This window comes from Pantanalinema rosaneae CENA516 (assembly GCF_050753385.1).
Classification (GTDB): Bacteria; Cyanobacteriota; Cyanobacteriia; order Leptolyngbyales; family Leptolyngbyaceae; genus Pantanalinema; species Pantanalinema rosaneae.
In genome coordinates, this window is the sequence record NZ_JBLZFZ010000036.1 from 50,896 (window position 1) to 67,203 (window position 16,308).

Consider the following 16,308-nt stretch of genomic DNA (forward strand, 5'->3'; position numbering starts at 1 on the left):
CTCTGGATAAGAAAAGATGCTCGATGGTTTAGTTTGTCGAGTAGGAAAGACTGCTTCGATGTTTAGGCTTGCTTCGTATTCGCTATTTCTCTCGCCTTTCGGTATCGAGAATGCCACAAGATTCAGCCTTGCATCGTTGTAAGCCTCTCCCTCACAAAAGCCTGCCTGCGGTTTTCCCGCATAAGCCTCTTCACCAGCCCTTTCAAGGTGCTTTTTTATCTTTTTTAGATTTCGATTCACTCAGCAATCGAGCAGTAGAGACATGAGGTTTGTCTTTCTGCCGTTCGGGTTTGGGGACTTTCTTTTTCTCTCCTCTGGGGTGAGAGCGGAATTTCGCCAAGTCCATCTGAGCCGCTAACTGTTGGAGCAATTGAACGCTGGAGTCTACATCGAGTTGAGCAAACGGTTGCCATTGCAGTGGAGGAATGGCAATCATCATGCCCTCATAAACGCGGCGAACTTCATCGGCTAGATAATAGGGGGAAATGCCCGCTTCGATTTTGTCGGCTCCATGCACACTCCGCATTGCGGCTTGAGCGACCGCTAGCAGGTTGTAACAAATCAGTGCCATGACAAAACCAAATAAGGCGGCTCTGGGATAAGCCAGAGTGTTGATTTCACCCCGGAAACATTGTTCCAGCACCTGAAACAATCGTTCAATCCGCCACCGCTTTTGATACAGTGCGGCAATTTGCAACCCATTCGCTTTGGCTGTCGGTAGATTGGAGAGTAGGGCAATTTCGCTGTCTCCATCTCGAGTGGGCTGATTGAGTTGCACCACAATGCGTCGCAGCGTCACCTTTAACGTGTCGTTGAAAATCAATTGCACCGATTGTTCAAACACGGCTCCGGTTTCACTGTCACCCACGAAAACCATCTCAGTGTGCGCTTGCCAGGGTAACAACCCGTGTTGACGAATCACAAAAGCGCCTCCCCGCCAATGCAGACCAAAGAGGAATCCCAGGGTACAAAAATTGCGGTCAGCAATCCACAAATCGCCATTCGCCACCGTCGCCAACACACGACTCAACAGCGACCGCTCCTGGGCATGGCCATCCTCACAGGCAAATACATCGATTGCTAACATCAACGCTGGATCTAAAATCACCAGCCCATGACCCGGCAGAGGCGCACTGTTGATGGAACGGAGTACCTCCAAGCGGCGTTCGCTCGCCGCCAGATGATTGCCATCGAGGATTTTGACGCGGTAGCCTTCTAGCAACGGGGGGAGAGTGCTACCCAGCACCTCCACTAATCCTTGCACCCGCTTGACCACATGCCGCAGTAAGGCTTCGACAATCTGAGGCTCGATCCCATTGAGTTTGTTATAGACCGACTGAATGGTCACCCCGATGCCCTTGGCTTTGGCTTGGTAGGCCGCGTTGACGGACGGTACAATGCCACACACCACCAGACTCATTAAATTCACAACCGTCGAAAACAACAATTCCCGGTGATATTGTCGTTGGGCTTGCTGCTCAAACAACGCATCAACCTCTTCAGCAGGCAGACTCTGTTCTAGCTGCACCCTCAGCATCACGCTGAACGGACTCTCAGTGATGAACCGCTCAAACACTTCTCCCAAAATCATGGCTCAAACGTGGGTGTTAAACGTTCAGCTTTTAGAATAGAAGTCTGAAAGCCAGTGATAACAGGGATGATAGAAAATATTAAGAAGCTCTCAAATGACCTTTAGAGGGCTGAACTTAAACCCTAAATAGGGCTTGTCTGGTGTCGCTTCTGTCACAAATCCACTCAGCGGCAAATCCACCGAGATGACAAGATACTGAGCGGCACCATACTGATACGTTTCCTCACCCAGCAAGGCTTCTTTTTTGCCCTGAATCACGATCGCGAGAACCGGTTCAAAGACACCACGGATTGCGGTGGAAGCAGCCGATTCCCGCATGAATTCTAACTGACTGATCGCCGTTTGATGGGCACCGTCTCCCCGGGTATCGGTGTAGCCCAGCCCGATGATGTGGATGTTAATGAAATCATTGTTCGCCCGACAGCCAGTGCCTTCTAGCCCTTTAAACAGATAGCTTGGGTTTAAGGTATTAGAGCAGGTTGGTGGTTTTGAATCTGATGTCATATACGGCAAACATTGCAGCCGAGGCTGGCGCACGTCAGACTTATGAATCTTTGATTAAACTGGCTTCAGATGAAGGCACGAAGCAGACTTTAGTGCATCTCCTCAGGCGTGAAATCTCTCACGTTCAGCACTGTTTCGCCAAACAGCAATCACTCAGCAATCCCCCCACCTAGACCGAAATTCTAGGTGGGGGGAACGTGATTTTGCAATCAGCAACCGACTGACAATGAACGAGCTAAGCCGGAGTGGCGACGGGATCTCGTTGGAGTAACTGGATAATCGCCGCTTTCTCGAGTAAGCCAACGAGACGGCCATTTTCGCGCACAACCGACATGGCTGTAATTTGGCGCTCTTCCAACAACTTCACTACATCCGACAATGGGCGATCGCTGTCGATGACCAGCGACGATTCAATCGGTGTCATGAGAGCTTGCACTGTTGTGTCTGCCCATTGGTCACTGGGAATTGTTCTCAGGTCATCCACGGCAATCGTGCCCAGCAGTTGTTCATCCTCAGCCGCGACCAGAAACTTTCGCCAGTTGCGGTTGGCCAAAACCCGCTGATCGGCAAACTCTCGCAAGGTCAAAGACGCTGCAACAACCGGACTTTCGGCAATCACGGCATCTGCGGCTGTTAACCCAGCTAAGCGATCTTGCACAGTGGCATATTGAGCCGCTTGGCCGGCATTTTGCAGCAAGAACCAACCAATCAACACATTCCAGAAATTCACTCCGGCACCAAACAAGACTAAGGGCAGAAGACCAGAGGCGATCGCCACCCAACCAAACACCTGACCCACCCGTCCAGCAAATTGCATGCCTTTGTAAGGGTTGCCCGTCAGTTTCCAGACCAATGCCTTCAGAATATTGCCCCCATCCAAGGGTAAGCCCGGAATCAGGTTAAACAATCCCAATGCCAGGTTGACCGAAGCCAGCACTCCTAAAATGACCGCCAGGGGTCCCGAAATTCCGGTGAACCCAGCCATCACCGTTACCCCGGCTGCAATCAAGAAACTCACCAGGGGACCAGCGATCGCCACCCAGAAGGCATCGCCAGGGGTGTCTGATTCTTTTTCTAAACTGGCTAAGCCACCAAATAAAAACAGCGTGATGGACTGCACCGCAATGCCCTGTTTCAAGGCGACAAAGCTATGACCCAATTCATGCGCGAGCACAGAGCCGAATAAGAGCAATGCCGTGGTCAAGCCCAAACTCCAGGCAACTCCGGGCGGGAGTGTGGGAAATTGGGCGGCGAGTCCCGACCCGTAACTCAAAGTCACTAATCCCAGCACCAGAAACCAAGACGGGTTGACGTAGAACGGAATCCCAAACAAACTGCCGACACGAATATTATTCATATCGGATACCTCCGAATAGATGGACGCTTATGACCGTCCTTAGGCTTCATAGTCTTAATGTAACGAAGTATGAATGAATGATTCAGCTTAGAGGTGGAGTAATTACCGGCTATAGGTGGGGCGGTTCGCCGATTCGCGTCAGGGCAAGGGACTCGGCTTGTCTGGTGTAGGGATCACGGCACTCGCTCCAATCGGCGGTTGCTCAACATCTCCGGTCACTAGCTACGGAATGCCACAGAGCACTGTTTAATCACCCGATCTGGAGAATCGCCTCGATGATCCTGAACCCCTGATTGCCGTTTTATACTGAAAGGATGCAAAAGCTTACCATCACCCGACCTGACGATTGGCATCTGCATCTCCGCGACGGTACGGCCCTGAAAGCGGTTCTGCCCTACACGGTGCGGCAGTTTGCCCGTGCGATTATCATGCCGAACTTAAAGCCCCCCATTCGCTCGGTGGCAGATGCGGTAGCCTATCGAGATCGTATCCTCGCCGCTATTCCAGAGGGCAAACAGTTTGAGCCCTTGATGACCCTCTATCTCACTGACAATACTAGCCCCGACGACATTTTCCAGGCAAAAGAATCCCAGTTTATCAAAGCAGTTAAGTACTACCCGGCCGGAGCAACCACCAACTCGGACTCTGGTGTGACAGACATTCGGAAGTGCGATCGCGTCTTTGAAGCGATGCAGCAGGTGGACATCCCGCTATTACTGCATGGGGAAGTGACTGATCACGATGTTGATACGTTCGATCGGGAGAAAGCGTTCATTGAGCGACATTTAATTCCCCTCAAGCAGCGATTCCCCAACCTGCGGGTAGTGCTTGAGCATATCACCACCTCCGATGCGGTGCAGTATGTTCTGTCTGCCGATACCATCGCGGCAACGATTACGCCACAACATTTGTTGTTTAACCGTAATGCCTTATTTCAAGGCGGTCTTCGCCCCCATTTTTATTGCCTGCCCATTTTGAAACGGGAGGAGCATCGTCAGGCTTTGTTGCAAGCAGCCACATCGGGGAACCCGAAGTTCTTTCTGGGCACCGATAGTGCTCCCCATACCCGCACCAGCAAAGAAAGTTCCTGTGGTTGCGCCGGATGCTTTTCGGCTCTGCATGCCCTGGAGTTGTATGCCGAAGCATTTGAAAGCATGAATGCCCTGGATAAACTGGAGGCATTTGCTAGCTTCTATGGCCCAGATTTTTATCGATTGCCGCGCAATACAGAGCGAATTACCTTGTCCAAAACGGCCTGGCGCGTTCCTGATGAAGTTCCATTTATGGAATCTGGGCTTGTTCCTCTGGGGGCAGGGCAGGAAATGACCTGGCAAATGGTGTGAAATTTGTGTTGTGTATTAAATGTCAAGCTCATCGGGAACTCGTGGATAGCTGTGGTCACTGGACGAGGGTTAATCGCATAATTTGACTGGCTGACGATCGCTTGCTGTAGTTGGTCAGACCGATTTGAAGAAAAGGTACCAATTAATTCTGAAACTAACACTTATTCCCTGGCTGAAGTGATATGAAGCCGAAACTTCTTACTTAAACAGTAGACTTGTTGCGGAATAAGAATTTTTAAGGGAAATGTGCTGCTCTTGTTACTTCCGTCGAAGTTAAGCGACCATCAAATAGAAGTTCCATAGCCCCGTCGCCGTCAACATCGAACGGTCATCAAAATCACTCACACGATTTCTGTACACATCGCTGGCAATCCTGTATCGTTTCACTCCCGCAAATGCATTCTCGCATCGCACCCGCCGACTACTTTTCTCACGATTCTCTTGTTTCTGCTCTTCGCTGAGGCTGCCTCCTCGCGGTTTCTTGTGAGGCATCTCAATGTTCTCATACTCCTTCTGTAACCCTAAAAAGCCTAAATCGACGGCAATCACAATCTCATCGGGAATTCCCTCAACCATCTCTACCTCATCGAGCAACCGCTTATCATGCACTTTTCCCTCTCGGGCTTGAGTGAGTACCAATACCCGTTTGCCTTCATCCACCGCCACCAGATGCTTCCGAGTGTATCGCCGCTTTTTTCCCGAATAATGCTCCTGTTGCCGCTCTTGGTCTTTTGGACGAGCAATCGGTCGCTCTGTCCCATCAATCATCACTTCTTTGACTTCCGGGTAGCGTTGCAAAAACTGCTCAATCCGTTCGAGTTTTCGTTCCGGCAGTACCATCGTTTGCCCCAGGGCTGCTTCGAGTATCGGTTGCAGTCGGTGCATCCAGCGGTGGGCTTGGCTCCGGTCAAAGTCAAACAGAAATCCCGCCACATCAAAGGTGGGGTAACACTTGAAGTAGAACAAGATGTAGAACAGTTTCTCTGACATACTCGACAATCGAGCTTTGTCCGCTTGTCCTCCCCCCGGGGCACGTTGTCGCACCTGCGCTCGCATTTGGGCATCCCATGCCTGATTAAACGCTGGCAATAGCTCATCAAAAGCTTTCCGGTTTAGACCGGTCAGAGCACGCAGCAAACGCTCGTTATTCAAGGCACGATGGAGGTTGATCATGCAGGCTCAAACTCGATGAAGTTATCTTGATTATCTCCTATTCCGCAACAAGTCTACTGAACTGGTTGCTGCATAGGAGTCAGTACTGATTATGGTAGGGATTACATATCTGTATATTCTGAAACTGCTTGCAGCCCTTGGATGTGGGTTAATCGCTGGAGTATTTTTCGCCTTCTCGACCTTTGTGATGAAGGCTCTGGCTCAACAACCATCAGCACAGGGAATTGCCACGATGCAAGCCATCAACATCACGGTGATTAATCCCTGGTTTATGACTGCATTTTTGGGGACGAGCCTTGTTTGTCTGATTTTAATTGCCTCTTCACTCCTCCGATGGCAACAACCCGGCGCGGCTTATTTGCTGGTCAGTGCTTTGTTTTACCTGGTCGGTTGTTTTGGAGTGACGATGGTGTTCAACGTTCCGCTGAATGATGCGTTAGCGGTTGCCAATCCCAACAGTTCAGAAGGTGCAACTCTCTGGGCTAGATACCTGACAAACTGGACGTTTTGGAATCATGTACGGGCGATCGCCGCATTTATCGCAGCAGCCTTGTTCACAATGGCACTCAATGCTCCATCAAAACTGTAGAGGTCGATGAGTTCCCTGGAACATACGATTCTTTGGCGCAGGTTAGATTGCCCTGGACACGATAGTTGTTGTCTTCGCAAGTCTAGTGATAGTTGGCAACTATCTGGAACAGCCATCTTCCTGTTCGAGCAAAAGCCCTGCCTTCTATCCTACGAAGTGAATACTGATAGCAACTGGGAAACCCGCACCGCAAACGTTTCAGGTTATGTCGGTAAATCCGTTGTTATTCTGGCGATCGCTCGTACTCCAAATCATCACTGGAGTATCAATGACATAGAATTACAGGAAGCAGCAGACTGCATTGATCTGGATCTGGGTTTTACACCAGCCACCAATTTAATTGCCATTCGTCGGTTATCGTTAGCGGTTGGAGCGCGATCGCAAGCCCCTGCTGCATGGTTAGATTTTCCAGACTTTACGCTGAAACGATTGGAACAAAACTACCACCGATTATCCTACGATCGCTACGAGTACACATCACCAGATGTAGGCTATGCAGATGTTTTAGAGGTGGACGATTATGGGGCGATCGATCGTTATCCCCAACTTTGGGAGCAGGAGAGATGAAGATTAAACTCATTTAGCAGAAGACAAAGTGACAGGATAACCAATCAAGGATGACTCTCGCAAGTTCTCTTTTTCCAATGAATCAACCATGATGCGACGTTTTTCTTCCAGTTCCAACTTAATTAGGATTGGCATCATTTTGATTGCGATCGCTTTCATCGTTCTGTTTTTCCTGCCGTCACTGGTTAACCTTCGTCTCAATCTATTAATCTCATCACTGGTTAATCAACGCGGTAGAGTCATAACGGATAGTCCAGAGATCATTGCCTTAAGAAGAATCATTGCTGACAGCTATCTCCTTCAAAACGCTTATCTCTTTTTAATGGGTATTGTTTTGCTAGCTGCCGGACTATTCAAACAAACAAACCGCTAGGGAAAAATCATCCTTTCACAGATATATGTAAACTGATCTATCAGGGAATCTATGTCAAACCATGAAGAGTTTTACGACAATCCAGATATAAGAGCAAGGTATTTTGCACATCGTATTCAACCCGATAATCCTAATGACACGCTTGAACGTCCAATTTTTCTAGATCTTGTAGACAATTTCAACCAGCTTGACATCATTGATCTTGGCTGTGGAGATGCATCGTTTGGAAAAGATGCACTCTTACAAGGGGCACACTCTTACATTGGTATCGAAGCCTCTAGAGCAATGGTTGACCTTGCTTTAGCGCAACTAACCAATACATCAGGGAAAGTGCATCATGAGCGACTAGAAACCTGGAAGGCACAGAGCGAACAGGCGGATCTGATATCTTCGCGACTGGCTCTCCAGTATGTTGAAAACCTCAAACCTGTCTTTCAGGAAGCGTATCAAGCACTTCGTCCCGGTGGTCGAATGATTTTCTCGGTGGAGCATCCTGTGATTACCTCTAACTTTGCAAGCTTAGCAGGAGGTCGTCGCACCACGTGGCTGGTAGATGATTACTTCAAACCGGGCGCAAGAGCACATCAATGGCTTGGACATGAGGTAACGAAGTATCACCGCACGTTAGAGGAATATTTTGATCTGATCACAATGACTAGCTTTCAGCTAGAACGCATCCGGGAATCACGCCCTCAGCTCCAAAACTTCTCAAGTCAGGAGGAATATGAGCGACGTTTAAGAATTCCTCTTTTTCTGTTTATTTCAGCACGTAAATCAAGTCACGCTTCCCCAACCCGCGATAGAACATAAGGAGTACATGACGAAATGATTGGTAGCAACTACAGAGCCAGGAATCTCCATGCCGCTTCGCGTTTTTATCAGAAGACCAGCCGAAGAAGATTGTCAGACATTGCTAGCCCTTCACCAAAGAAGTCAGGAGTTCCATTTCCCCTGGGCTTTTCCTCCACTCAATGAGCAGGAGTGCAAAAACTACATCAATCGTTGCCAAAATGAGGACTTTGAAGGCTTGCTCATTTGTCATTCAAATAGCAATGAGATTATTGGAGTCGTAAATTTGAGCCAAATCTTCTACCGCGCGTTTCAAAATGCTTACCTTGGTTATTATGTTGACGTAAATTTTTCAGGTCAGGGATTGATGTCAGAGGTGTGCGTTTGGCGATTGATTACGCTTTTTATACACTCAGTTTGCATCGAGTTGAAGCCAATGTTCAGCCCCAAAATAGGGCATCCATTCATTTGGTAGAGCGTCTCGGTTTCACGAAGGAAGGATTCTCTCGACGATACCTAAAAATCAACGAAGAATGGCGCGACCATGAACGGTGGGCGTTAACCGTTGAAGATTGGGTATAGATGTTCCAGAAACCTAACTTTTTAGCAGACGGACGCAAGGCGTTAGTTGGTTTCCACAATGGATCATTATTTATTCTTACAGCAGGAGTAATTAAATCATGGCTCAAGTCACTCCACAAAATATTAATTCAAGCTTTGTTGTACTTGATGATGCGAATAATGCAATTCCGATCGCAGTGGGCGATCGCTTCTACGAAAAGCTAGAACAGCAATTTGGAGGCTTCAAGGGAAAGCGATTGATTTCCCACTACACCTTCGAGCAAGACTGGGATAGTTGGGAAAGACACCCTGCCGGAGAAGAATTTGTGTGCCTGTTATCCGGACAAGTAGATTTCGTGCTGGAGCAAGATGGAGGTGAGGAAGTCGTGTCTCTCAACACCCCTGGTCAATACATTCTGGTTCCACGCGGAGTATGGCATACGGCAAGGGTTCATACTCCCAGTTCAGTGTTATTTATCACGCCTGGTGAAGGAACTCAAAATCGATCTCTCTTGTAGTTCTGGTAATAATCAATGACCAACAATTCTTTAGAACTTAGAAGCCAGAAATATTTTGAAATTAGTTCACTCATTTCTCGGTTGGATCATAAAAAGCTAAATTCATTGTTTGACCAGAGTGAGTCAAAAGAATCAAGTACAGGCTGGGGAACGAATCACATTCTTGTCTTTGGACAATCCAAAGTGTTTGTGAAACGTGTTCCGGTCACAGATGCTGAACACAAAAATCTGTTTTCTACCAAAAATCTTTATGCCCTTCCGACTGGTTATCACTATGGCATTGCTTCTACTGGTTTAGGAGTTTTCCGTGAACTGACAACCCATCTCAAAATAACTCAGTGGGTACTGGAAGGAGCGATTGCCTCCGGCAACAGCGAAGCTTGCGCTAACTTTCCATTGATGTATCATTATCGGATGCTTCCTCTCGCTAAAGAGTGTTCAGATTCAGAAATCGATATAGAACGCTGGGGAAAACACGCCAATGTCAAGAAATATGTTTTGGACAGGGCAAATGCCAGGTACGAATTAGTTCTATTTTTGGAGTATATTCCCTACGTTCTAGAGACATGGTTGCAAGAGAACCCCAATCAACTTGAGAAAACGCTTAATAGTTTATGGAGGGCGATCGCCTTCCTAAGAACGAAAGGAATCATCCACTTTGATGCACATTTCCGTAATATCCTGACGGACGGTGAACAGGTTTATTTGACTGATTTTGGGTTGGCACTTGACAAGAGTTTTGCGTTGACAGAAGAGGAAGAAATTTTCTTTGAACAAAACAGTTTGTATGACTATGGGGAAGTCCTGCGAAATTTGGGACATTTGATTCGATCGCCCTACAACGCATGTTCCGAGAAGGATAAGTACAGGATTATGAAGAAATATGGCATCAAAGACGGTTTACAACCTTACGAAGTGGGAGCCATATTACTCGATAACATTCAGCAGATTCAGGCGGATGGAGACCTGGTTTTAGATGAGTTTTATGTTTCCAGCATCATCAAATATCGTGCCATTATTGCACTGATGCAAGACTTCTTTGCTGAGATGTGAGAAAACGACCAGAAGGATACGCCATTCCCTCATGCCAAACTACGACTGCTGCTCAACGAGACGGGATTTCTGCCAACTCAACCTCATAATTAAACAGCCAAGAGTAGGAAACTGTGGAGATTATCACTAAACGATTTCTTCTCCGTGATTTTGTTCAGGAGGATGAGCCTGCATTCCTTGCCTATCATGCTGACCCTCGTTATGCCGAGTTCTGTTCACCGGAAGAAGTGGCACCTGATTTTACTCATCAATTGCTTCAACGATTCATACAGTGGTCAACCGAAGTTCCTCGACGCAACTACCAGTTGGCGATCGTGGATCACCGCAATCTGGCGTTAATTGGTTGTGGCGGATTGCGACAGGATGGCGATGCGGCTGGGCAGGCAGAACTTGGAATTGAGTTAGCACCTCAGTACTGGGGGCGTTACGCCTATGCGATCGAAATCGGGAAAGCGTTGATTGATTTTGGGTTCCGTGATTTAGAACTAGAGGAAATTATCGGTATTTCTGTAAATGCTAACCTGAGAGTATCCCGGCTAGCAGAACGTTACGGATTCCGGGCGATCGCTACACAACTCGGTTCTGACTGGATGCAGATGCAAGGGTGGAGCCAGATTAAGTGGCAGTTGACCAGAGAATCATGGGAGCATTGGGTCTAAAAGATTAGGAGTTGCTTTATGGAAAAGCAAATCGTTCATCTATTTGTCTTCAATACGCTTGCGGATTGGGAAACAGGATATGTCGTCGCTGGAATTAATAATCCAGATATGCAAAAACAGCCTGGACGGTATCAGATCCAAACGGTTGGTTTAGATGCTGAACCTGTCACTACGATCGGTGGGATCACGATTCTTCCTGACATTGTCCTCAATGAACTGGAACCCGGAGCCATGTTGATTTTGCCAGGAGGTGAAGCCTGGGACAGGGGTAAAAACTCGAAAATTTTGGAATCCGCGAAAGCATTATTGGCAGCGAATATTCCGGTTGCTGCAATCTGTGGTGCTACCGCAGGATTGGCTCGTGCTGGCATTTTGGATGATATCCCTCACACCAGCAATGCCTCAGAGTATCTGCAAGCAACAAATTATCAAGGAGCAGCCCTGTATCAAAATCAGCCTGTTGTCACCTCTGGTAATGTGATTATGGCAAATTCCACCGCACCTCTTGAGTTTGCCTACCACATCTTCAAAAAGCTCGACCTCTACGAACCTCCTGTTTTAGAAGCCTGGTATGGATTGTTTAGAACGGGAGATGCTTCGTACTACTTCACCTTAGAACAACTCACAAACCTACCCACGACCTAGCGGAGGAAATGATGAAAGCCGTTTTACGAGAACACTTTAATGCCGAACTTAAGAAAGCAAAAACAGCGATTGCAGCCCAGGATTTTGAGACTGCATGGACTGCACTGCAACGCGCTCATATTCTGGGGCAGCGGGATACCGTTGCTAATACGATCGCTCACTGGAATATGTTGAAACTTGCTTGGAGACAGAGAGATTTTCGAGAGATCAGAGGGCAAATCATGCCAGTTCTCATTGCCGCCCCGTTAACACTTCTGTATGGACAATTCCGATACTTGAGGGGTGGAAAAGTAACGTGAATGATTTAGAACAAATGTCTATTCCAGAGGACATTCGACAGATTCTAAATCAATAGCGTTCAAAGAGTACAACTATCCGCTCAACTATCCGTTTGGTCAGGGATAAAACTAAATTTGAGAGCGATTGTGAATATACAGTTGTACGTCAAAGAGGTTTCAATATGGAATGGACATTCGGATGGTGGCAGATTTCCATTCAGCAAATTTATCTCACCACTCAACAACTCTCCCGAACCTATGATCAGTCAGCTTTCTGGTGGCATCAGAATTTGTGTCTTTTGGGCTATGGTCATGCTTATCGAGCAATGTGGGAATTACTTGAGAACACAAGAATGCTGTCTCTTTGGAAGGACAACTCCCATATTTGCGATTGTGGCATCGGTACAGCAGCACTCAGCTTGAACCTGGCTCAAACCATTCATTCAGTCCTTCAAATGACAGGTGTTGATATTTCATCCGAGATGTTGAACACAGCCCATCAAAAACTCAGTAACGCAAAGGTTATTCATCATCTTTCATTGGATTTCGGAGGGCAGACAAGGATGAAAAACAGAATGAGGCTGCGCTACAGATTACTTCTATTGGGGACGTTGATCGCGTTGGTGTTCCAATTGAGAATCCATGCCGCCCAGTCAACCCTTGAAATGAAAATCGATCGCTTCATTACCCACCAGATGACCACTCAACACATCCCTGGTCTAGCTTTAGCAATTACATACGGAAATCAGGTGTTGCATGTCAAAGGCTATGGAAAATCGAACGCTCAGCAACCTGTCACGCCACAGACCCAATTTCCGATCGCGTCGCTGAGCAAATCTTTTACAGCGATCGCAGTGCTGCAATTAGTAGAAGCTGGAAAAATTGACCTAGATGCCCCTGTGAAACAATACCTACCAGACTTCACTCTGGCTGATACTAAAACGGCTGCCCAGATCACAATTCGTCAATTGTTGAATCACACCAGTGGATTGTCTGACTGGAGTTTCTCGGAATCGCTGCAACCACCACCGACAAACAATGCAGAACGAGTAAACAGCCTGCATAACGCCCATCTTGTTGCGGCTCCTGGCGCTGAATTTCACTATTTCAATCCCAACTATGATGTCTTGGCGCGAGTGGTGGAAGTAGTCATTGGTCAGTCTTTTGGAGAATATTTGCAATCGCATATTTTCACACCACTTCAGATGTCCCAGACATTTCATGCCACAACAATGGCTGAGGCACTTCAGCGCGGCGATCGTATGGCAACGGGACATTTAATGGTGTTCGCAATTCCGTTTGCGGCTCCAGAACTATCAGGTTATCTGGGTGGCAATGCTGGTGTTATTTCTACCGCAGAAGATATGGCGAAGTATCTGATTCTGCACAGTAATGGAGGACGATTTGAAGACAAGCAACTGTTGACTCAAGAAAGCATAACCCTCATGCAAACGCCTCCACCGCAACTAAAAAGTTCTTACGCAATGGGGTGGTTTGCAACAACGGAAAACGACAGAGAAATACTTCAACATAATGGTATCTTGTCTGTATTCTATGTGGATGCCGCTGTATTGCCGAACGAAAAGTATGGAATTGCTCTGCTCTATAATATCAGTTCAATGCCACTGATTGCGTTTGCCTTACCACAAATCAAAACTGGATTAATCCAATTGCTGACGGATGGAACGCTTCCTCCAAATGGTTTCAGCATTAATCTCTGGGGTATCAGTCTTGCAGTGTTAACAGTCATTGGTGTGGCATTGGCAGTTCGCAGTCTCCTATATTTTTCCCAGTGGAAACGAACAATCCACACGACACCCAAATGGCAGATATTTTTGAGTATCGCATGGATGTTTTTTCCTTTCGTTATAGTGCTGGTGATGCCCTGGTTAGTGGGGATGATGAGCGATCGCATCTTCAACTACCCGCAACTATTCCGAGCGATGCCAGATGTTATGCTGTGGCTGGGTCTGTGTGCAGGGCTTGGTTGCGTCAATGGAACAATCCGTCTGATTGCTTGCGCCAATAATGGGCAGTCATGAACTGCTGCCACTGTCCATCATCTGTCAATAGGTGGGAGGTCAAGACTCGGTGATCGTCGCTCTTGAACTCGATCACATCTTTGTATTTTGCCATCTTGTCTCCACCTGACATGGATGGTCCTTCGTTGTGTAACGTTAATACCGTTTCAGAGGCATCCAATTCACCATCGTATATCCAGAGATACGTCATCATTGAGCCGATCCAGGTGCCCACATACCGTTGCTTCTGGGGATCGTAGCCCAGGGTCATCAGCGTCGTTGCAGGGGCTCCACTACACGGCATCTCACCCTGTCCTTCCGCCAGAAACCAGAGTCCACCCAGCGAGCGGCTTTCGCCGTGCCCAAGGCAACGCACCGTTTCGGTTCCCGTTGATTTTAGGGGAGGTTGATCAGGTCCCATCATTGCTTCATTCTCATAGGTCCACTCACCGACGAGTTTCTGGAGCCACTGATGTTCTTTTTGAGGTTGAGCAGGCATGGTTGAGGTTGGTTCGGTTTGAGTCGTTTCCATTTTTTGTCTCTTTGTGATGAATGATGAAGAGTGCGATCGCACTACCGTAGAAGTGCCGTGTCTCTATCCATAGGTTGGCTTTTGCGGATACCCAGGGGGTGAGTCTTCAAAGTCTTCCTGCCGTCCATAGGGAGTCACATCCAGCAGGCTATAGGAATTGGTCAGAGATTCAACGCCACGAGCGTAGGTCGAGTAGGTGTGGAACACATCGTCACCCATACGGAAGAAAACGCTGAGTCCGTGGCTTTCGCCTTCTACACTGTGTCCGTACAATCCCTCTAACTCTGCCTTGTCTCGATAGTTGTATTCGATCGGCGCAATGGTTTCGTCCAACGTGACATGGAAATCGTAGTTAAAGTCGCTGCCAAATGATGAATACCAGGGCAGCGTCCATCCCTTCTGTTGCTTATAGGCTTCCAGTTTAGGGAGCGGCGCACGAGAAACTAACGCAAAGGTCGTGTCGCGTTCGTTCAGCATCGATAGATTGCCCAGCGAATAAACAAAGCCTGTGCAACCCATACACCCCTTCTCCCATTCGGGAGCGAACATGAAGTGGTAGATGATCAGTTGGGTGCGTCCCTCAAACAAATTAATCAGTTTGGCAGAACCATTCGATCCTTCAAAGGTGTATTCCTTGTCAAGCTTGACCATGGGTAGCCTGCGTCGTTCCGCATTGATGCGATCGCGCTGCTTAGTCAACTCTTTTTCGTGTTCCAGTAACGTTTTACGAGCCGTCAGCCACTCGTCTCTTCCAACGACTTCTGGATGTGCAATTATGTTCTGAATCATTGCGAACCTCCATAATAAAAAACTCAAGTAACCTGCTCACAGTTGACCATCCAGGGTGTCCCGAACTGGTCAATTAACATGCCAAAGCGGACTGACCAGAAGGTTTGCGCGATCGCCATTTTCACTCTGCCGTTTTCTGCCAGAGCATGAAAAAGTCTTTCTGCCTCGGTGGGTTCGGATACACTCACCTGAACGTAGAAGCCTTGAGGGGGTTCAAAATATCCCGGTGGGCAGTCAGAACCCATCAGGAGGCGATTCTCCAAAGGAGAGGCTCCGCCAACGCCCAAATCCAGACAAGCGTGCATAATTTTGTCCTGCCACTCCGAGGGAATTTGTTCTGCGGAAGGTGCTTCCTTGTGCGTCATCATCATGGTGATTTTGCCACCCAGACATTGCTCGTAGAATTTGAACGCTGCCTCACAGTTTCCGTTGAACATGAGATAAGAATTAATTTTCATGACAGATTCCTTTGGTGAATTTGGCTGGTCGTTTGCAGATGACATTACTCTTGCTGTCGCGTTTCAACCTGGGCACGAATGCGGTCTTCCTGCTCCCTTAATTGGGGTGTCAGGGCTTCACCAAAATCCTCTGCCTCGAATACAGGACGAATTTCAATCTCAGAGTCTCCGGGCATTGGGTTTGGGCATCGCTTCACCCAGGCGATCGCCTCTTCAATGGAGTTAACTTGCCACAGCCAGTACCCTGCAATTAGCTCCTGCGGTGGAGCGAAGGGTCCCTGGATGACAGTGCGTTCCGTTCCTGAAAAGTGAACTCGCGCCCCTCTTGAGCTAGGATGAAGACCTTCACCGGCAAGCAAGATACCTGCCTTGGCTAATTCTTCGTTGTACTGCCCCATTTCGGTCAAAAGCTGTTCGCTCGGCATAACTCCAGTTTCAGAGTCTTGGGTGGCTTTGACGAAGACCATGACTTTCATTGTGAAATCTCCTGTTGAGTGGTTTTGAGTTG

21 protein-coding genes and 1 pseudogene are annotated in these 16,308 nt (G+C 47.8%); 13 read left to right on the forward strand and 9 right to left on the reverse strand.

Translation table 11 applies throughout. The annotated features are described in order from the left end of the window. Positions 1-202: 202 nt before the first annotated feature. Positions 203-1,591: a transposase gene (locus ACN4EK_RS19870; RefSeq protein ID WP_431659933.1), complete on the reverse strand. Its 1,389-nt coding sequence runs from the start codon at positions 1,589-1,591 to the stop codon at positions 203-205. Positions 1,592-1,681: 90 nt separating this feature from the next. After that, a complete protein-coding gene (locus tag ACN4EK_RS19875; protein ID WP_431659934.1) occupies positions 1,682-2,095 on the reverse strand; it encodes an AraC family transcriptional regulator in 414 nt (137 codons plus the stop codon). Between ACN4EK_RS19875 and ACN4EK_RS19880 the strand changes: the two genes are divergently transcribed. Continuing rightward, positions 2,089-2,268: a manganese catalase family protein gene (locus ACN4EK_RS19880; RefSeq protein WP_431659935.1), complete on the forward strand. Its 180-nt coding sequence runs from the start codon at positions 2,089-2,091 to the stop codon at positions 2,266-2,268. The two genes, ACN4EK_RS19875 and ACN4EK_RS19880, sit on opposite strands and share 7 nt — an antisense overlap. A gap of 62 nt (positions 2,269-2,330) precedes the next feature. Here the strand turns inward: ACN4EK_RS19880 and ACN4EK_RS19885 are convergent, their stop codons facing one another. Beyond that, the gene (locus ACN4EK_RS19885) at positions 2,331-3,452 is read right to left on the reverse strand and encodes a site-2 protease family protein (protein WP_431659936.1); all 1,122 of its coding nucleotides are present in this window, start codon (positions 3,450-3,452) and stop codon (positions 2,331-2,333) included. Positions 3,453-3,766: 314 nt separating this feature from the next. Here ACN4EK_RS19885 and pyrC point away from each other — a divergent pair, with 314 nt between their 5' ends. Next, positions 3,767-4,795: a dihydroorotase gene (pyrC, locus tag ACN4EK_RS19890; RefSeq protein ID WP_431659937.1), complete on the forward strand. Its 1,029-nt coding sequence runs from the start codon at positions 3,767-3,769 to the stop codon at positions 4,793-4,795. A 273-nt stretch (positions 4,796-5,068) separates the two neighbouring features. On the opposite strand, the gene ACN4EK_RS19895 is transcribed toward pyrC, so the two are convergent. After that, positions 5,069-5,968, reverse strand: a complete 900-nt coding sequence (locus tag ACN4EK_RS19895; RefSeq protein WP_431659938.1) for a transposase family protein — start codon at positions 5,966-5,968, stop codon at positions 5,069-5,071. A 91-nt stretch (positions 5,969-6,059) separates the two neighbouring features. Between ACN4EK_RS19895 and ACN4EK_RS19900 the strand changes: the two genes are divergently transcribed. Together ACN4EK_RS19900 and ACN4EK_RS19905 are read left to right on the forward strand one after the other, a co-directional pair. After that, the gene (locus ACN4EK_RS19900; RefSeq protein WP_431659939.1) at positions 6,060-6,557 is read left to right on the forward strand and encodes an anthrone oxygenase family protein; all 498 of its coding nucleotides are present in this window, start codon (positions 6,060-6,062) and stop codon (positions 6,555-6,557) included. A gap of 6 nt (positions 6,558-6,563) precedes the next feature. Further along, on the forward strand, positions 6,564-7,124 hold the full coding sequence (locus ACN4EK_RS19905) for a putative glycolipid-binding domain-containing protein (RefSeq protein ID WP_431659940.1): 561 nt from the start codon (positions 6,564-6,566) through the stop codon (positions 7,122-7,124). 9 nt (positions 7,125-7,133) lie between these two features. Here the strand turns inward: ACN4EK_RS19905 and ACN4EK_RS19910 are convergent, their stop codons facing one another. Further along, positions 7,134-7,283, reverse strand: a complete 150-nt coding sequence (locus ACN4EK_RS19910) for a hypothetical protein (RefSeq protein WP_431659941.1) — start codon at positions 7,281-7,283, stop codon at positions 7,134-7,136. Between the two features lie 265 nt (positions 7,284-7,548). Here ACN4EK_RS19910 and ACN4EK_RS19915 point away from each other — a divergent pair, with 265 nt between their 5' ends. The 9 genes and pseudogenes from ACN4EK_RS19915 (at position 7,549) to ACN4EK_RS19955 (ending at position 14,042) form a co-directional block, all read left to right on the forward strand. Next, positions 7,549-8,307 (forward strand): class I SAM-dependent DNA methyltransferase, encoded by a 759-nt coding sequence (locus tag ACN4EK_RS19915; protein ID WP_431659942.1) that lies wholly within the window; start codon positions 7,549-7,551, stop codon positions 8,305-8,307. A 49-nt stretch (positions 8,308-8,356) separates the two neighbouring features. Beyond that, a pseudogene (locus ACN4EK_RS19920) lies at positions 8,357-8,718 on the forward strand (GNAT family N-acetyltransferase); the annotation flags it as partial. After that, positions 8,704-8,868, forward strand: coding sequence for a GNAT family N-acetyltransferase (locus tag ACN4EK_RS19925; protein WP_431659963.1), 165 nt, complete (start codon positions 8,704-8,706; stop codon positions 8,866-8,868). The pseudogene ACN4EK_RS19920 and the gene ACN4EK_RS19925, both read left to right, overlap by 15 nt. Positions 8,869-8,966: 98 nt before the next feature. Beyond that, complete coding sequence (locus tag ACN4EK_RS19930; RefSeq protein WP_431659943.1) at positions 8,967-9,365, forward strand: cupin domain-containing protein; 399 nt, start codon at positions 8,967-8,969, stop codon at positions 9,363-9,365. 15 nt (positions 9,366-9,380) lie between these two features. Continuing rightward, positions 9,381-10,418, forward strand: a complete 1,038-nt coding sequence (locus ACN4EK_RS19935) for a protein kinase domain-containing protein (protein WP_431659944.1) — start codon at positions 9,381-9,383, stop codon at positions 10,416-10,418. Between the two features lie 113 nt (positions 10,419-10,531). Next, positions 10,532-11,077 carry a GNAT family N-acetyltransferase gene (locus ACN4EK_RS19940; RefSeq protein WP_431659945.1) on the forward strand — a complete coding sequence of 182 codons (546 nt, stop codon included), beginning with the start codon at positions 10,532-10,534 and terminating at the stop codon, positions 11,075-11,077. Between the two features lie 18 nt (positions 11,078-11,095). After that, positions 11,096-11,722 (forward strand): type 1 glutamine amidotransferase family protein, encoded by a 627-nt coding sequence (locus ACN4EK_RS19945; protein ID WP_431659946.1) that lies wholly within the window; start codon positions 11,096-11,098, stop codon positions 11,720-11,722. Between the two features lie 8 nt (positions 11,723-11,730). Continuing rightward, positions 11,731-12,021, forward strand: coding sequence for a DUF3703 domain-containing protein (locus ACN4EK_RS19950; protein ID WP_431659947.1), 291 nt, complete (start codon positions 11,731-11,733; stop codon positions 12,019-12,021). 92 nt (positions 12,022-12,113) lie between these two features. Then, a complete protein-coding gene (locus ACN4EK_RS19955) occupies positions 12,114-14,042 on the forward strand; it encodes a serine hydrolase (protein ID WP_431659948.1) in 1,929 nt (642 codons plus the stop codon). Here ACN4EK_RS19955 and ACN4EK_RS19960 read toward each other — a convergent pair. The 4 genes from ACN4EK_RS19960 to ACN4EK_RS19975 all read right to left on the reverse strand — a co-directional run bounded on the left by ACN4EK_RS19960 (position 13,993) and on the right by ACN4EK_RS19975 (position 16,276). Continuing rightward, positions 13,993-14,553 (reverse strand): DUF1579 domain-containing protein, encoded by a 561-nt coding sequence (locus ACN4EK_RS19960; RefSeq protein ID WP_431659949.1) that lies wholly within the window; start codon positions 14,551-14,553, stop codon positions 13,993-13,995. The two genes, ACN4EK_RS19955 and ACN4EK_RS19960, sit on opposite strands and share 50 nt — an antisense overlap. A gap of 63 nt (positions 14,554-14,616) precedes the next feature. Continuing rightward, positions 14,617-15,342 carry a DUF899 domain-containing protein gene (locus tag ACN4EK_RS19965; RefSeq protein ID WP_431659950.1) on the reverse strand — a complete coding sequence of 242 codons (726 nt, stop codon included), beginning with the start codon at positions 15,340-15,342 and terminating at the stop codon, positions 14,617-14,619. Positions 15,343-15,365: 23 nt separating this feature from the next. Continuing rightward, the gene (locus ACN4EK_RS19970) at positions 15,366-15,800 is read right to left on the reverse strand and encodes a VOC family protein (protein WP_431659951.1); all 435 of its coding nucleotides are present in this window, start codon (positions 15,798-15,800) and stop codon (positions 15,366-15,368) included. Positions 15,801-15,844: 44 nt separating this feature from the next. Further along, the gene (locus ACN4EK_RS19975; RefSeq protein WP_431659952.1) at positions 15,845-16,276 is read right to left on the reverse strand and encodes a YciI family protein; all 432 of its coding nucleotides are present in this window, start codon (positions 16,274-16,276) and stop codon (positions 15,845-15,847) included. Positions 16,277-16,308: the final 32 nt, after the last annotated feature.

Bases quoted from the DNA above. Each gene is read 5' to 3' on its own strand.
- ACN4EK_RS19895 (WP_431659938.1), bottom strand. From the start codon at position 5,968: ATGATCAACCTCCATCGTGCCTTGAATAACGAGCGTTTGCTGCGTGCT.
- ACN4EK_RS19885 (WP_431659936.1), bottom strand. From the start codon at position 3,452: ATGAATAATATTCGTGTCGGCAGTTTGTTTGGGATTCCGTTCTACGTC.
- ACN4EK_RS19975 (WP_431659952.1), bottom strand. From the start codon at position 16,276: ATGAAAGTCATGGTCTTCGTCAAAGCCACCCAAGACTCTGAAACTGGA.
- ACN4EK_RS19945 (WP_431659946.1), top strand. From the start codon at position 11,096: ATGGAAAAGCAAATCGTTCATCTATTTGTCTTCAATACGCTTGCGGAT.
- ACN4EK_RS19935 (WP_431659944.1), top strand. From the start codon at position 9,381: ATGACCAACAATTCTTTAGAACTTAGAAGCCAGAAATATTTTGAAATT.
- ACN4EK_RS19905 (WP_431659940.1), top strand. From the start codon at position 6,564: ATGAGTTCCCTGGAACATACGATTCTTTGGCGCAGGTTAGATTGCCCT.
- ACN4EK_RS19965 (WP_431659950.1), bottom strand. From the start codon at position 15,342: ATGATTCAGAACATAATTGCACATCCAGAAGTCGTTGGAAGAGACGAG.
- pyrC (WP_431659937.1), top strand. From the start codon at position 3,767: ATGCAAAAGCTTACCATCACCCGACCTGACGATTGGCATCTGCATCTC.
- ACN4EK_RS19915 (WP_431659942.1), top strand. From the start codon at position 7,549: ATGTCAAACCATGAAGAGTTTTACGACAATCCAGATATAAGAGCAAGG.
- ACN4EK_RS19930 (WP_431659943.1), top strand. From the start codon at position 8,967: ATGGCTCAAGTCACTCCACAAAATATTAATTCAAGCTTTGTTGTACTT.
- ACN4EK_RS19960 (WP_431659949.1), bottom strand. From the start codon at position 14,553: ATGGAAACGACTCAAACCGAACCAACCTCAACCATGCCTGCTCAACCT.
- ACN4EK_RS19970 (WP_431659951.1), bottom strand. From the start codon at position 15,800: ATGAAAATTAATTCTTATCTCATGTTCAACGGAAACTGTGAGGCAGCG.
- ACN4EK_RS19870 (WP_431659933.1), bottom strand. From the start codon at position 1,591: ATGATTTTGGGAGAAGTGTTTGAGCGGTTCATCACTGAGAGTCCGTTC.
- ACN4EK_RS19910 (WP_431659941.1), bottom strand. From the start codon at position 7,283: ATGAAAGCGATCGCAATCAAAATGATGCCAATCCTAATTAAGTTGGAA.
- ACN4EK_RS19880 (WP_431659935.1), top strand. From the start codon at position 2,089: ATGTCATATACGGCAAACATTGCAGCCGAGGCTGGCGCACGTCAGACT.
- ACN4EK_RS19875 (WP_431659934.1), bottom strand. From the start codon at position 2,095: ATGACATCAGATTCAAAACCACCAACCTGCTCTAATACCTTAAACCCA.
- ACN4EK_RS19950 (WP_431659947.1), top strand. From the start codon at position 11,731: ATGATGAAAGCCGTTTTACGAGAACACTTTAATGCCGAACTTAAGAAA.
- ACN4EK_RS19900 (WP_431659939.1), top strand. From the start codon at position 6,060: ATGGTAGGGATTACATATCTGTATATTCTGAAACTGCTTGCAGCCCTT.